Origin of the sequence: Paraburkholderia sp., assembly GCF_049581445.1 — a bacterium.
In the GTDB taxonomy this organism is placed as follows: domain Bacteria; phylum Pseudomonadota; class Gammaproteobacteria; order Burkholderiales; family Burkholderiaceae; genus Paraburkholderia.
This window is the reverse complement of record NZ_JBAURZ010000177.1, coordinates 1-14400: the sequence shown is the minus strand read 5'-3', so window position 1 is coordinate 14400 and position 14400 is coordinate 1. Positions and strand designations below refer to the sequence as shown.

Below are 14400 nucleotides of genomic sequence, written 5' to 3'. Positions count from 1 at the left end.
GACCCCGCGCGCGTTCCCGAGCCAACGCGCAAGTGCGCTCGCGGCGAACGCCCCGATGCCCATGGCGACGACGGGAAGGCTCGTCAGCAATGACGCGCCGTAAAAACTCAGACCGGTTGCGGCGCGGATGGTCGACATCAGCGGGCTGATCGAGGTCAGCAACGGCCGCAAGTTGATGCCGATGACGACGATCGCGCAAAGCCACACAGCGTCCTGCAGGGTCAGGCCGTCTTTTGCCGGGTGTGCGAGCGCGACATTAAGGGCGGATTCTTGCTGCTGGCTGGTGCTGGAGGAATACGGGCTCATAGGGGGCTTCGGTTAAGCGTGGATGCGGGTGAAACGTGTTCTGTGCAACCTCGCGGGGGGTGTTGCGCGATTTGCGCTGAACGTCCGCAGGGCGAACGAAAACGGCTTGTCATTGGAATTTTGGTTAACCATAATAACTTTATATGGTTAACCATTTTTGCTATTTCAGGTATTTGGCGCAGATCCCAAGCTCCACGACGCCGCTCTTCACGCATCGCTACAATGTCGCCTGACATCGCCCAGGCGCAGCGCAACCAATCCATTTATGGCTTCCCGCACTCCACGTCCCACTTCACCCAACCAGGCTATGCCTGCGGACTCCGTCCCGGATGAGGGCGCGCCCAGCATCGAGGAACGTATCTACGCGGCAATCACGTCCGCCTTGCTACAGGGCCGGCTGCGGCCGGGCGCGCAACTGGTCGAACGCGATCTGGCTGCGACCTTCGGTTGCACCCGCGGCGCGTTGCGCAAGGTGCTGGCTCGGCTGGGGTTCGAAGGCAAGCTGGTGCTGCAGGCCAATCGCGGTGCGTTCGTGCCGGCGCCTTCCGAGGAGGACATTCGCGAGGTCTATCGCGCCCGGCAGATCGTGGAGAGCGGAGTTGTAGTGGCGCTCTGCGGTGCATTGAGCGCGCAGCACAAGCGCCGTTTGCGCGCGCACGTGCGCGAGGAAGAGAAGGCCTTGCGGGAGGGACGGATCGACGATTCAGTGCGGCTGGCTGGGCAGTTCCATGTGCTGCTCACAGAACTGGCCGCGGGCGCGACTGCCAGTGGCTCGGAGTTGCACGGGCTGGTGGTGCAACTGGTGGGCAAGACCGAGTTATATAAGGCGCTGTTCGATCCGTCGAAAGGATCCACCTGTGCTGCCGACGAGCATAGCCAGATCATCGAAGCGCTAGAGACCGGCGATCTGACGGCTGCGCTGGGCGCCATGCGCGAACATCTCACCGAACTCGAAGAGCGCGTGATTCAGCGGGTGCGCATCACTAGTGGGCGCGATCTCGGGGCGGTTTTTGGGGCTTAGGTGGGGAGAGCGGCAGCGTACCGGTGCAGGCGCGCTGACAGACCCGTTGACAAGTCCGGTCTGGCATAGCGACGCACGCGATGGATGTCATGCATGCAGCTTCGAGCGAAGCCAATGGACAAGCCGGCAGAGATGCCGTGATGAGGTAAAGAGACCCCGCGGCGCGCCGCTCTGGCAATACTCAAGCCGGAGAAGGCGCGCGAAATTCGCCTGCGGGTAGCGGCCGTCACCAGGACGGCAATCGTCGGGCCGTGATTAGCGACGACGGAACTGCGTATTGCGGGCGCCGCCGCCACCGGAGGCGCGTTCGTCCTTGTGACGGAAGTTGATCCGTCCTTTGGTCAGATCGTAGACCGACAATTCGAGCGTCACGCGGTCGCCCGCGAGAATACGGATGTGATTCTTGCGCATACGTCCGGACGCGTAAGCGCCTACCACGACGCCGTTGTCGAGCGTCACGCGGTAACGGCTATCCGGAAGGACTTCGTCGACAATACCGTCAAGTTCAAGCAGTTCTTCTTTCGCCATGCATAACTCCTGGTCGATGGGGTAAGGGTGCTTTGCTCAACGGCAAAGCGTGTGATGCGGCAGGGCGGATGCCCACGCGGCGCACCCATGAAAAATCGGGCGATGCGGCGCGTGAGGCGCGCCCTGCAAAGATGAGACTGCCGATCAAAGATCGGCGACCGACTGGCCGTCAACCCGGCCGTCGATCAGTTGTTCTGCGTGAGCCATGCACGCGAGGCGGGCCTTGCCCGTGCCTTCGAACGGCCACAGGTATGGCAGGCGGAACACGCGGCCATCGGCCGACGGATTGGCGCCAACACGGCAGATGCGCACCGACGCTTCATAACCGGCGTCCGGATTGCGGCTGGTGGTGCCGTCAGCGGGACGGCGCGGATACACGAGCGGATGGATTTCGTAGCCCTTGTAAGTCTTGACAACTGAATTCATGAAGCACTGGTCCTGTAATACGTGGCTGCCGTGTCACGCGTGTTACGCGCAGCACAACAGACCGGGCAGCGCAGCACCTTCGGGCGCGCCGCCATGGAAAAAGAGTGGCACAGGCCCGATGGCAGGGGCTTGAGCGCGGCCGCGCAAAATCGCGGATTCGATGGAGAAGAAACGCGCCAGTGTCGCGCAGACATCAGGCGCTTGACAAGCTGCACAACTCGCGACGGCGAATGCATGCTGCGCATTGCCGGAGTGACGGGATCGCCGACAGGCGGCGGTCGAACAGTCGGGGGTGGTGCGGAGATGCTAATTAGTGCCGCTGATACAGCAGATGCGGCGAAATACAGCTATTTCAATATGATGCACTAAATGGGCCTGATTGGATAGCAAAAACTGCCGGTCTTGCGCAAGAGGCACGCAATTTCGGCGTGGCAGTGGGCTCGCCGGCCCTGTGGCCAAGGGCCGGTCCGATAAGGGACGGATGGAAGCAGGCCGCAGTCCGTCTGATCGCGTCGCCTCGTGCGGCGCTGCCGGGCGGTGCCGTCACGGGCAGGCGCGATATCCCGGTGCCTAGCGGGTGATTTCCGCCGTGCGCTTTTGCAGTTCTCGCGAAGCGGCGAGGGGAATGCGTGCATCATCCCATACAGCCAGCCACTCGACTTCCTTCGCGGTGAAGATCTGGCCGTGGTTGCGCAACGTGTACTGCAAAGAATCGATGATGTGATTGCGGATGATTTCAGGCGTGCCTTTATCGTCAAGCACGGCGCGAAAGGCTTCAAGCGTGGCCATCTGTTGCTCCGGGGGATAGATGGTCAAGTTATCGCACGAAAAAATTCTGCCCGCTAGGCGATCAAAAATGCAGAGGCGTGCGGGCGTTGCAAAGTCGGTGTGGCGCCGCAAGTCAGTCGAAGCGTGCGGGCCGGTACGGGCGCGGGTCGGTGAAGGGCGTTTCTCCCGTCATGATTTCGGCGAGCAAACGGCCCGTGACGGGGCCAAGTGTGAGTCCATGATGGTTGTGGCCGAAGGCAAACCACAGGCCTCGATGGCGCGACGCCGGTCCGATAACCGGCCGCATGTCGGGCGTGGATGGACGCATGCCGAGCCAGGGCGCTGGATCGACCCGCTCACCCAGGCCGAAGATGGGCCGTGCCAGTCGTTCCGCGCGTTCAAGCTGGATGCCGGTGGGCGGCGAACCGCGCCTGGCAATTTCGACGCCGGTAGTAAGGCGCAGACGTCCACCTTGCATCGGCGCGATCACATAGCCCTGTTCGCTGTCCACCACCGGCACCGACAACATGCCCCGCGCGGGCTGGTAGTGCATGTGGTAGCCGCGTTTGCCGCGCAACGGAATGCGGTATCCGAGGGGCTCGAACACCGTATCCGACCACACGCCCAGCGCGACTACGACCTCCTTGGCACTGATCCGCCCTTGGGCCGTATCGACGGTCCAGGCGCCGCCTTCCGCGCGTAACGTGGTGGCGTCGCCGAGCAGCAGCAGACCGCCGCCCGCTTCAAAAAGGCGCGCATATCCTTTGGTCAATGCGCCGGGGTTAGAGACGGCTTTCGGGTCCTGCCAGTGCAGGCCACCGCAAAAGCCTTCGCCGAGGGCGGACTCGCGTGCACGCAGCGCGGCGCCGTCGAGCGGCACCATGCGCAGGCCATGTTGGCGCGCCGCGACTTCTGCTTCGGCCGCTTCGCGCTCGAATGTCGCGCGGTCGTGGAAAGCTTCGATCCAGCCGTCGGCGTGAACCAGTTCGCCGACGCCTGCGCGTGCGATTAGCGCGTCATGTTCGGCGACGCTTTGGCCGATCAGCGGCAACATATCGCGCGCCGCTGCGGCCAGTCGTTGAGGCGACGATTCCCACCAGTAGCGAGCCAGCCAGCCCGCAAACGACGGGAGCGTCTTGTAGTCCCAGTAGAGCGCAGTCGACTGGTTGCGCGCATAGCGCAGCAGCGTGCCGAGTTTGCGCGGGAACGCATACGGCACAATTGACGAGCGCTCGATCAGCCCGGCATTGCCAAAACTGGCTTCTTCGCCGGGGCCGCGCCGGTCGACCAGCGCGACGCGTCGGCCGCGATCCTGTAGATGGAGCGCCGAAGAGACGCCGATAATGCCCGCTCCCAATACAATGACGTCGAAATCCATGGTCCCCTGATCCGTTGCGGTTGCGCTCGAGTTGTATATGGGTCCGGCGACGGACGAACTCGCATTGTCAGGGCGCAGGCACTGCAAAGGCAACTTGCCTGGCCTGGCTTGCGACATGGGCACGGGCACGGGCCAATCAGATGGCGCATGAGGATAAAATACGGCCCGAGCGTCCCTTGCGAATCCTGCTGCAATAATCCCGGTCTTTCGTCGCTGTTCAGCGCAACGGCGTGGACCTGTTTCATCGAAGGCTGTCATTTCCGATGCGCAAAACGCCGGTTTCTCCCATCAAAGATCTGTTGCTGAGCCGTTACGCCCCGCTCGCGGATAGCATTGCCGCGCTGTTCTTCCCGTATGCCGAGGTTGTGATTCATGACCTGCATACGCAGACGGTGCTGTATCTCGCCAATAACCTGTCCAAGCGCGAAATTGGAGACGCTTCCACGGTTGATGAACTCGACTACGCCGCGCGCGAACGTGCCCTCGCACCCTACGAAAAGCTCAACTGGGACGGGCGGCGCATGCGCTGCGTGAGTAACGTGCTGTTCGACGACCACGGTGAGCCGGCGGGAATGATGTGCATCAGCTTCAATATCGCGGTGTTCGAAGGTATGCGCGGCGCCCTCGACCTGTTTATCAAAGGCGCGGGTATCGTGCCGCCCACTGAGGAACTGTTCCGCGACGACTGGCAAGACCGCATCCACAGCTTTTTGCACGCATGGTTGCGCGAGCGGCAACTCGGACTCAACGGACTCACGCGGGAACACCGGCGCGAACTGGTCGCGGCACTTTACGAGGAAGGCGCATTTCGCGGCAAGAGTTCGGCGGACTACGTCGCCGCCGTGCTCGGCATGGGGCGCGCCACGGTCTATAAGCAGCTGAAGCAAATGAAGCAGAATAGCGGCTGATCGCTGAGTTAGCCCCGCTACCCCTTCCATCCATCACTATCCGAAGGATATTTACTGTGCGTTATCAGCATTACAAAGGCGGCATCTACGAACTCATCTGCGAAGCCACGCTGGAGTCGGATCCAAGCATCACGATGATCGTCTATCGGGCGGCGAACGGTACGATCTGGACGCGTCCAGCGTCGGTATTTTTCGAGTTGATCGAGCTCGACGGCCGCAAGGTGCAACGCTTCGCTCCCATCAATTGATCAGGTTTACCGCCTTGCTTGGCGCCCGCACAAGTGGGCCGGAACTTCAAAGGAAATCTGCATTCGTCTGTCGCTTCAGAAAGGGCGCTGATGTTTTAGGGCGGCGTTTACAGGGATGGCACGCACGGGCAGCGTGATTTGACTGGATGCCACGGTCCCTCAACCCGGTTTAGCGGGCAGATGCAGGCGGCGCTGGATTCGTCGGATATGCCGCCGTCCAAGGCGGGAACAGCACGGCACGGTGTTTGCTAAGTGAGGCTACCGTTACCTGATTAACATAACGAGAAACGCCATGCGCCCTGACCACTCTACCGCCGACTATCCCGTGCCCACCGCCGCGATTCCTTTGGCAACGCCCACCTTGGGCGATGACGACGGTCAGTCGCAAAGCCAACCACGACCGCTGACCCGGATCACGTTCTGCTTCGCCTGGCTTTTCGGCCTGGAGCCATTTCTACTAGGCGGGACAAATGAGCAATCGCCGTCAGGCATCGATCGCGGAATGTGAAACGCCGCTGCGTTTGCAAAAACGCATGCGGGTCTAGCAGCTTTTACATTCCACCAAGATCTCGCCGGTTGCCAGCCTCGTTTGGGCGCGGCTTATCTGGCGTGATCGGTGAAGCGGCCGGTGATCGGATTAATGTGTCGCGCGAAGCCGAAAAGCCCAACAATCCCGATTGGCGACAGGATAAAGAAAGCGAGCAACATAATTGCGGTGGCCAGTATGGAGTGGGTCGAGTGTAGTCGTTTGCTGGCAATAGAAAATCACCTAAAACGACAACACACTGTTCATTTCGCATGAACGAAGCGGGTGAGTCCGGCCTTACGGATAGCCGGGTTTGCCCACTGCCGATGGCTCCTCCACGCAGCTAGCGCAAGTTGTAGCGGCTTCGCAGATCATTGATGATCCCCGCCGCCGCCGCGAGCGCGACCTGACGCACATCAGCATCTTTCCTGTCCCGATGAAGGTGAGTGATGTTCCAGTTGCAGCCGTCCTCGTCATCGACCTCTTCGTGCAGTCCTGTTGGAATCCAGCCGGCCGTGTCTGGATTCGCGTCGAGCGCGGCCACAACGAGTCCAATCAGTTCCTTCTCTGTCTTGAGTTCCCGTTCCATGACGGTCTCCATCGGCATGTGCGCGGAATCCGCCGTGCTCGGCTGCCGTAGACGCGGCACGCCGCCCGGAGGGCGTGGTTCCGCATCATGGTGAGATTCGGCCAGACGGCGCTCAACGTGCGTTTGCCCGGCAAAAGCCATTGCTCTGATGGTGGACGAGACTGCGCCGCAGGGCAATGGGCGGATACGCGGGCTTTGGGTTCGGGACGAACGTGCTCCCTTTGCGCAGGGCCTGAAATTTTCTGTAAAGGCTTAACCATTTGATGGCGACGGAAAATCGCCGCCCGAACGTTAAAGTACCCATGGACAGCCTGGAAGAAAAAACATGGACACAAACGACGGATTGATAGGCGCCGATATTCCACCGCTTGTCTGGATGACTGGATTGCCCGGCGCGGGCAAAAGCACGATTGCTGAGGCATTGCAGGGCACGTTGCTGGGCGCGGGGGTAAAAGTCATTGTTCTCGATGGCGATACGCTTCGAGAGGGCCTGTGCTCGGATCTGGGTTTTTCAAACGAGGACCGGCTCGAAAACGTGCGCCGGATCGCTCATGTCGCGCGATTATTCAGGCAATCCGGCCACGTGGTGGTGGTTGCGACCATCTCGCCGCTGGCGGTTCAGCGGGAACTGGCGCGTGCGATTATTGGCGACGGGTTTCTCGAAACCTTTATCTCGGCGTCACCCGAGCTTTGCGCGCAACGTGATCCGAAGGGCATGTATGCTCAGGCGCGCAACGGCAACATCGCGCAATTTACTGGCGTTTCTTCGCCGTACGAGGCACCGGAAAGCCCGGATTTGACCATCGACACGGCACGATGCCGGGTTGAAAGCGCGGTCGCCACGGTGATTCTACGGTTGGGAAAAAGTGTGCGGGCCGCGGCGGCGCAGAGTGCTTACGGACAGGCATGACGGGCATTCGCCGCGCGGTAGCCTGCGTCAGCTGGAAAAAGACCCTTCCAGTTCGCACCATTAATCTCCCACCGCTCATCCCTTGATCTGCGCCCCAATTTCCTCCGCCTCGGGAACCTCGATCACGACATCCGACTGCGCAACCGCCACGCAGGGCAGGATATACCCCTCGGCCTTTTCTTCGCGGGAGAGGCCGGGCCATTCGATCGTGTATGAAACCGAACCGCTGACCAGCCGACACATGCATGTGCGACACGTCCCGTTGCGGCAGGAGCGCGGCAGGCGCAGATCGGCAAACCCGGCGGCCTCGAGAATCGTCAGGGAATCGGCTGCTTCGAAGCTGCGTCCCAAGGGTTCGACGCGTACCGTGAAGGGGGCGATGGTGTCAGACATGGCGGCAAAGGTTGGTTAGCCTGCCACGATAACCCAGACCTGGAACTGCCGCCTCCCAGCCTGCAAGCCTCTTGCAATCGACACCCCAAGTACACGCCCGGCGCGAAAGGCAAACGTGCAGGGCTGCGCCGTCGGGATCGTCGGCGAGGTTGGTCCGGTAGCGTTTGTGTGCGCGTTGGGAGGCTATGAATGACCCATCCGCGCGGGTTTGCATTGAAGCCTGCCCGGCGCGGCGGCCCATATCGTGACGTCCCTTCGACTCGGTGCAACGGCGAATCCAAATGCTTCGCGCTGCTAATGCGGCCACCCGCCCTCAGTGGACACGGCTACGCCGCAAATAGCGATACACCGTGTTGCGTGCGACGCCAAGTTCACGCGCCGTGGCGGACACATTGCCATCGTGGCGGGCGAGCGTCTGTGCAATCAGCGTGGCTTGCCAGTCCTCCATGCGCGCTGGTTGGGTTGGCGGCGCAGAAGGTTGCTCTGGCCTGGATGCAGTGGCGGCGATGCCAGCCCACCTGTTATCAGGGCCGCCAGCCCCGGCGCAATCGCCCGACGCCAAACTAGCCGCTGCATCACAGTCGTACAGGAAATCATCCGGCAGATGTTCGACGTCAATTTGCGCCTCGCCTTCGGCCATGATGCCTGCGGTGCGCAGCACGTTGGCCAGTTGCCGCAGATTGCCCGGCCAGAGGTATCGTTTGAAATGCGCGAGCACCGCGTCGGAAACGCGCGCGGGCACCCGTTCGGTTTCACCGTGCAATTTAAGAATTCGCGTCACCAGTTCAGAAAGATCTGTGCGCTCACTGAGCGCCGGCAAGGTGACGGCGAGTCCGTTGATCCGGTAGTACAAGTCCTCGCGGAAACTGCCTTGTTCGATCATCTCGCGCAGGTTGCGGTGGGTTGCGCAAACCACCCGCAGATCCACCGGAATAGCACGCATGCTGCCAAGTGGCGCGACGGTGCGCTCTTGCAGCACGCGCATCAGGCGCACTTGCTGGGCGAGCGGCATATCGCCGATTTCATCGAGAAACAGTGTGCCGCCGTCGGCCTGGGCAATCTTGCCGACACTGCCGCGCTTTCTCGCGCCGGTAAACGCGCCATCTTCATAGCCGAACAGTTCGGCTTCGATCAGCGTATCGGGCAACGACGCGCAATTGACAGCGACAAACGGCGCCGTGCGCCGCGGCGAAGCGTGATGGATTGCGCGGGCGAGCCACTCCTTGCCGGTGCCGGTTTTGCCGAGGATCAGGGTTGGAATATCGCGTCCTCGCACCTTTTCGACCCGGCGCAGAATGGCTGCCATCTGCGGATCGCCGCTATCGAGCGAGGCGAGCGTTATCTGTTCGGCAGGGCGGTTGGCTGCGCGCGGTGCAGAGGCGCCGCCGGCGCCGGGCATCGTGACCCACTGACGCGCCGCATGCACCTCGCGCGCGGCAAATTCACCGCGGGCGATCACGCGAACGCCGCTAGGCAATGTCAGCGTCGCGCATTCGCCGGGCGCGCACAAAGTCTGCTGCAGGAAGGCGGGAAACGCCACACCAAACAGCGCCTCGAACGATTGCTGCTGGAATGCTTCGAGCGACTGTCCAAACTGGAACAGGCCGCTGCGGTTCGCGGACAGAAGCGTGCCGTCCGGCGCGAAGGCGGCAAGCCCTTCGAACAGCGTGCCGATAAATTCAGCGCGGGCGTGAAAATGAACGCGTACCGAATCCGCGAAATGATTGGAAAAGAGATGATTCTCGATCATCAGCGCTGACATCCGCACCAGCGCCAGCGTGTGCCTGTTAAAGCCGCGCGTGTCGCCGCTGACATCGAGCGCGCCGATCGTGCGGCCGCTCGGATCGGCAATCGGCGCGCACGAACAGGTCAGAATACGGTTCGCGTGGAGAAAGTGCTCATCGGCGTGGACGACCGTCGGCTGGCCGTCGACAAGCGCGGTACCGATCGCGTTAGTGCCGCGATCCGCTTCTGCCCAGGACACGCCCGGACATAGCGCGACACGGTTGGCTTTTTCGACGAAATCGCTGTCGCCGAGACTATGCAGGATCAGGCCGCGATTGTCGGTCAGCAACACCATGCTCTGCGTATCGACGATCTGCGCGTGCAGCGTTTCCATCACCGGTAAGGCGTGGGTGTAGAGCGACTGATTGCGTTCGACGAGATCGCGCAGCGCCGGTTGGCGCAACGGGTGGAAATCCGGTGTCTCCGAGGCGCGCAGTCCCCTTTCCCGCGAGCGCGCATGAGCTTGCGCAATCAGATCCGGCTGGGCCATCAAAGGCCGGCCAGCCAGCGATGCCGTAAGCGACGCGAGGGGCGGCCCTGGGCGGTGGGTCATTGCTCGTCTCCGTAGGAATCTCGACACGGCGGGTGCATTGCCCGACCGTTTTCATCCTGCAGCGCAGCAAAAGCGCGCCACTGAGCGTTTATCTTACAGGATCGCGCCGAGGGTCCTCGTCGACACGCAAGGAAAACTTGCGGCGCGCCGGAACTCGTCTAAAGTGAATGAATTCAGCCGCGCGAAGCGCGTTTACTCGCGTTGGGTGGCTGTTGTAGCCCGCGCCTCGACCACCGAAGGAGGCTCCCGAATAAACAGGCGTGCGCGGCCCCGAGCGATCCACCGTCAAACCAAGGCGAATCTCATGCAGATCATTTTCCCGAACGAAACCCCCGCATATTCGGGGCGCGAACTCACTCTGGCGTTCCCGGCGATGGTCGATGGCGAAAGGGTGGAATGCATGATCACGGCCGAGGCGCTCGAGGATCACTATGGTGCGGCTTCCTACCGGCTCGAAGACATGATCGGCGCGTTTGCCGCTCATCGCGCTCGGATTGAAGCGGCCACGCGCCGCCTGCTGTCGGAGACCAGCGCGCAATGCCTGGTTTTGCGCAGCGGCTATGTGCGCTTTTACGAAGCCAACTGGCGAAATTAAGGGTTACTAAGGGCGGCGAGCGCCGCCCGTCCCTATTCAGCGCCAAGATAGAAGTAACGGAACAGGAACACGGCCGCGATAATCCACACTACTAGCTTGACCTGTCGCGCACGGCCGGTCAGCAGCTTCAGTCCCGCGTAAGAAATAAAGCCGAACGCCACACCGTTCGCGATTGAATACGTGAATGGCATCAGCAGCGCAGTGAGCGCGGCGGGGACCACTTCGGTGGCATCGTCCCACGGCAGGTCGACCATCTCACGCAGCATCAGACACGACACGTACAACAGCGCCGGCGCCGTTGCATAACCGGGCACCACGCCCGCGAGCGGCGCGAAGAACAGTGCTGCCAGAAACAGGACGGCCACGGTGATCGCCGTCACGCCGGTGCGCCCGCCCGCTTGCACGCCCGAGGCGCTTTCGATATACGCGGTGGTGGACGACGTGCCGAGTAACGAACCGGCCAGAATCGCCGTGCTATCGGCGAGCAGCGCCTTGTTCAGACGGTGCATCTTGCCTTCAACGAGCAGGCCCGCGCGATTGGCGACGCCCATCAACGTGCCAGTTGCATCGAACAGTTCGACGAGGAAAAACACCATGATCACGTTGAGCACGCCGGCCGACAGGGCAGCACGGATGTCGAGGTGAAACAGCGTGGCATCGATCGACGGCGGCGCGGAGACGATGCCGTGAAACTGATTGCCGCCGAAAAAGAAGCTCAGAATCGTCACTCCGACGATGCCGATCAGGATCGCGCCGCGCACCCGCAGAAAGTCGAGCGTGACGATGGCGAAGAAACCGATCACCGCAAGAATCACGTGCGGATCGTGCAGATTGCCGAGCGTGACGAGGGTGGCCGGATTGCCGACCACGACGCCTGCTGTCTTGAGCGAAATGATCGCGAGAAAGAGCCCGATGCCGGCGGTAATCGCAATGCGGATCGAATGCGGAATGCCGTTGACGATCACCTCGCGCACCCTGAACAGCGTGACGATCATGAACAGACAACCGGAGATGAACACGGCGCCGAGCGCCGCCTGCCAGGTAAAGCCCATGCCCTTGACCACCGTGTACGCGAAATACGCGTTCAGGCCCATGCCGGGTGCGCAGGCAATCGGATAGTTGGCATACAGGCCCATGATCAGTGAGCCGAGCGCAGCGACGAGGCAGGTGGCCACGAAGACGGCATCTTTAGGGATGCCTGCGTCACCGAGAATCGCAGGATTGACGAAGATAATGTAGGCCATCGTCAGGAAGGTGGTCAGGCCCGCGAGCAGTTCGGTACGCAGGTTGGTGCCAGCTTCGTCGAAGCCGAAATATCGTTTTACGAAGTCCATGGAGCGAGTCTCGGTCGTAGTGACGTTGTTTGTTGTGAGTGATTGAAAGGCGCGTGTATTTCGTATCGCGGCACGCCCTGGCGCAACGCTACGGGCGGATTGTAGTCACGATTGCGGCCAAAGGCGCGTAAGTGCAGAGCGCCCGTGGAGCGAATGCAACAGTCACGCGCGTTTTATGTGGCGCTCATGCACCGGTTGGAGGGGACGGTGACGTCGATGGCGGCGCATGGCGCACCAGCCAGCGGTCGAGTTCGCCTGCGAACGTCTTGCTGTCGCGGGGGCTGAACGCGGCCGGCCCGCCCGTATCGACACCACTGCTGCGCAACTGGTCGAGCATCGCGCGCATACGCAGCCGCTCTTCGATGGTGCCCGGTGTGTACCAGCTACCGCGCGGATCGAGCGCTTCGGCGTGTTTCTGCAGCACGGCGGCGGCGAGCGGGATATCGGCGGTGATCACGAGATCGCCGGGGGCGACTCGTTCCGCGATCAGCGCGTCGGCAACGTCGAAACCGGCGGGGACCTGGATCGCGTGGATCAGCGGCGAGGGCGGCACGCGCAGGAACTGGTTGGCGACCAGCGTCACGGCAATGCCAGTGCGGCGCGCCGCGCGAAACAGCATCTCTTTGACGACGACCGGACAGGCGTCGGCGTCTACCCAGATTGGCATGATGTCGGCTTGAGCTATCGAAGGGGCGAAATGATACCTTGCCAGCGACATGGGTCATGCTGCAAGCGCATGAAGATGCGCAAGCGCATGGGCAATTGGCTGGGCGTCAAAATGGCCCGTGGCGCGCAGGCCGCGGCCATTCCTCGCACATCGGAGTGCGCGCCGCCTTGTGACGCGGCGCATGCCTGCTTTACTGCATGCAGTTGGCGGTTTGTCCGGCCGCTACCCGCTGCTGCCAGACGATGCGGCCCGCGCGCTGCGCGTTGTCGGGATAGTTGATCCAGTCAAGCGGATCGTAGCCGGCCGCGAGCCACTGCGCCAGGTCCGCTTTGACCTCGGCGCGCGTCTTCGGCGCGGAGGAGTTGCAGGAGGATGTCTGCGCAAAGGCGGAGGTCGCACACGAGGCGCCGAACAACACGCCCAATAAAACGCGAGAGGTAACTTTCATAACCAACTCCCATGGAGCAATCAGTGCTATCCCTGGATTTTATGGGGCGCACTGTCAGCTTAGAAGGGGCGAAACGGAAATGCACCGTTGCACGCGACGCCGCCCCGGCCGTCGTGAGGTTCGAGATTCGTTCATGACACCGATGGCTTGCCCATGCGGTCCAGCACCGCATTGAGCAGGTCGATGGGTAGCGGAAACACGATCGTCGAGTTCTTGTCGGCGGCGATCGTCGTGAGCGTTTGCAGGTAACGCAACTGCATCGCCTGCGGCTGGCGGGCCAGTGTCTGCGCCGCCTCCAGCAAATGCTGCGAAGCCTGCAATTCGCCTTCCGCATGGATGATCTTGGCGCGCCGTTCGCGCTCGGCTTCGGCCTGACGCGCAATCGCGCGGATCATCGTTTCGTTGATGTCCACGTGCTTGATTTCGACAATCGCGACCTTGATGCCCCAGGCATCGGTCTGCGCATCGAGCACTTTCTGGATATCCGCATTGAGTTGTTCACGTGCGGACAGCAGATCGTCGAGTTCGTGTTTGCCGAGCACCGCGCGCAGGGTCGTTTGCGCTAGCTGGCTGGTGGCCTCGAAATATTTCGCCACCTGAATCACGGCGCGTTCCGGATCGACAACGCGGAAATACACCACGGCATTCACTTTGACGGAGACGTTGTCGCGGGTAATCACGTCCTGCGGCGGCACGTCGAAAACAATGGTGCGCAGATCCATGCGCACGACCTGCTGCACGATTGGCATGATCAGCACGAGGCCGGGTCCCTTGACCTTCCAGAAGCGTCCGAGCATGAACACGACACCGCGTTCGTACTCGCGGAAAATCTTGATCGCCGAAACGATCAATATAGCCACCAACACAAACAGAATGCTGCTGAAGCCGAATGTGAAACCAATCATGAGGGTTCTCCCATTCAAGACGGTTGCTGCGGTGATACGTCGGCGGGCACCACCGTCAGCGTGAGGCCGCGCCGCGCCGTCACGCGCACGGTGTGTCCCGGCGCGAGGGGCG

The 14400-nt window shown here is 61.8% G+C and carries 16 protein-coding genes and 1 pseudogene; 5 read left to right on the top strand and 12 right to left on the bottom strand.

All coding sequences use genetic code 11. The features are described 5' to 3' along the window. Positions 1-306: pseudogene (locus WCA85_RS16195) on the bottom strand (hypothetical protein); the annotation flags it as partial. Positions 307-571: 265 nt separating this feature from the next. Here WCA85_RS16195 and WCA85_RS16190 point away from each other — a divergent pair. Next, positions 572-1327, top strand: coding sequence for a GntR family transcriptional regulator (locus WCA85_RS16190; RefSeq protein WP_424065529.1), 756 nt, complete (start codon positions 572-574; stop codon positions 1325-1327). A 255-nt stretch (positions 1328-1582) separates the two neighbouring features. Here the strand turns inward: WCA85_RS16190 and infA are convergent, their stop codons facing one another. The 4 genes from infA to WCA85_RS16170 form a co-directional block, all read right to left on the bottom strand. Next, positions 1583-1855 carry a translation initiation factor IF-1 gene (gene infA, locus WCA85_RS16185; protein WP_042325066.1) on the bottom strand — a complete coding sequence of 91 codons (273 nt, stop codon included), beginning with the start codon at positions 1853-1855 and terminating at the stop codon, positions 1583-1585. A gap of 144 nt (positions 1856-1999) precedes the next feature. Continuing rightward, positions 2000-2281 carry a hypothetical protein gene (locus WCA85_RS16180; RefSeq protein WP_424065527.1) on the bottom strand — a complete coding sequence of 94 codons (282 nt, stop codon included), beginning with the start codon at positions 2279-2281 and terminating at the stop codon, positions 2000-2002. 570 nt (positions 2282-2851) lie between these two features. Then, complete coding sequence (locus WCA85_RS16175; protein ID WP_424065525.1) at positions 2852-3070, bottom strand: hypothetical protein; 219 nt, start codon at positions 3068-3070, stop codon at positions 2852-2854. A gap of 112 nt (positions 3071-3182) precedes the next feature. Next, a complete protein-coding gene (locus tag WCA85_RS16170; RefSeq protein WP_424065523.1) occupies positions 3183-4427 on the bottom strand; it encodes an NAD(P)/FAD-dependent oxidoreductase in 1245 nt (414 codons plus the stop codon). A 263-nt stretch (positions 4428-4690) separates the two neighbouring features. Here WCA85_RS16170 and WCA85_RS16165 point away from each other — a divergent pair, with 263 nt between their 5' ends. Together WCA85_RS16165 and WCA85_RS16160 are read left to right on the top strand one after the other, a co-directional pair. After that, positions 4691-5335, top strand: coding sequence for a helix-turn-helix transcriptional regulator (locus tag WCA85_RS16165; RefSeq protein WP_424065522.1), 645 nt, complete (start codon positions 4691-4693; stop codon positions 5333-5335). 56 nt (positions 5336-5391) lie between these two features. Continuing rightward, positions 5392-5583 carry a DUF1653 domain-containing protein gene (locus tag WCA85_RS16160; RefSeq protein ID WP_424065520.1) on the top strand — a complete coding sequence of 64 codons (192 nt, stop codon included), beginning with the start codon at positions 5392-5394 and terminating at the stop codon, positions 5581-5583. An 869-nt stretch (positions 5584-6452) separates the two neighbouring features. On the opposite strand, the gene WCA85_RS16155 is transcribed toward WCA85_RS16160, so the two are convergent. Continuing rightward, a complete protein-coding gene (locus WCA85_RS16155; protein WP_424065518.1) occupies positions 6453-6698 on the bottom strand; it encodes a hypothetical protein in 246 nt (81 codons plus the stop codon). A gap of 325 nt (positions 6699-7023) precedes the next feature. Between WCA85_RS16155 and cysC the strand changes: the two genes are divergently transcribed. After that, positions 7024-7608 carry an adenylyl-sulfate kinase gene (cysC, locus tag WCA85_RS16150; RefSeq protein ID WP_424065516.1) on the top strand — a complete coding sequence of 195 codons (585 nt, stop codon included), beginning with the start codon at positions 7024-7026 and terminating at the stop codon, positions 7606-7608. A 75-nt stretch (positions 7609-7683) separates the two neighbouring features. Here cysC and WCA85_RS16145 read toward each other — a convergent pair whose 3' ends face one another. Then, positions 7684-8001, bottom strand: coding sequence for a 2Fe-2S iron-sulfur cluster-binding protein (locus WCA85_RS16145; RefSeq protein ID WP_424065514.1), 318 nt, complete (start codon positions 7999-8001; stop codon positions 7684-7686). A gap of 313 nt (positions 8002-8314) precedes the next feature. Further along, a complete protein-coding gene (locus tag WCA85_RS16140; protein WP_424065512.1) occupies positions 8315-10339 on the bottom strand; it encodes a sigma-54-dependent Fis family transcriptional regulator in 2025 nt (674 codons plus the stop codon). Positions 10340-10643: 304 nt separating this feature from the next. Between WCA85_RS16140 and WCA85_RS16135 the strand changes: the two genes are divergently transcribed. Beyond that, the gene (locus WCA85_RS16135; protein WP_117337476.1) at positions 10644-10934 is read left to right on the top strand and encodes a DUF1488 domain-containing protein; all 291 of its coding nucleotides are present in this window, start codon (positions 10644-10646) and stop codon (positions 10932-10934) included. Between the two features lie 32 nt (positions 10935-10966). On the opposite strand, the gene WCA85_RS16130 is transcribed toward WCA85_RS16135, so the two are convergent. The 4 genes from WCA85_RS16130 to WCA85_RS16115 all read right to left on the bottom strand — a co-directional run bounded on the left by WCA85_RS16130 (position 10967) and on the right by WCA85_RS16115 (position 14288). Continuing rightward, complete coding sequence (locus tag WCA85_RS16130; protein ID WP_424065511.1) at positions 10967-12268, bottom strand: NCS2 family permease; 1302 nt, start codon at positions 12266-12268, stop codon at positions 10967-10969. 184 nt (positions 12269-12452) lie between these two features. Next, on the bottom strand, positions 12453-12935 hold the full coding sequence (locus WCA85_RS16125; RefSeq protein WP_424065509.1) for a YaiI/YqxD family protein: 483 nt from the start codon (positions 12933-12935) through the stop codon (positions 12453-12455). Between the two features lie 190 nt (positions 12936-13125). Next, on the bottom strand, positions 13126-13383 hold the full coding sequence (locus WCA85_RS16120) for a DUF4148 domain-containing protein (RefSeq protein ID WP_424065507.1): 258 nt from the start codon (positions 13381-13383) through the stop codon (positions 13126-13128). A gap of 131 nt (positions 13384-13514) precedes the next feature. Then, entirely contained in the window at positions 13515-14288 is a 774-nt protein-coding gene (locus tag WCA85_RS16115; protein ID WP_424065505.1) for a slipin family protein, read from the bottom strand. Between the last annotated feature and the right edge of the window lie 112 nt (positions 14289-14400).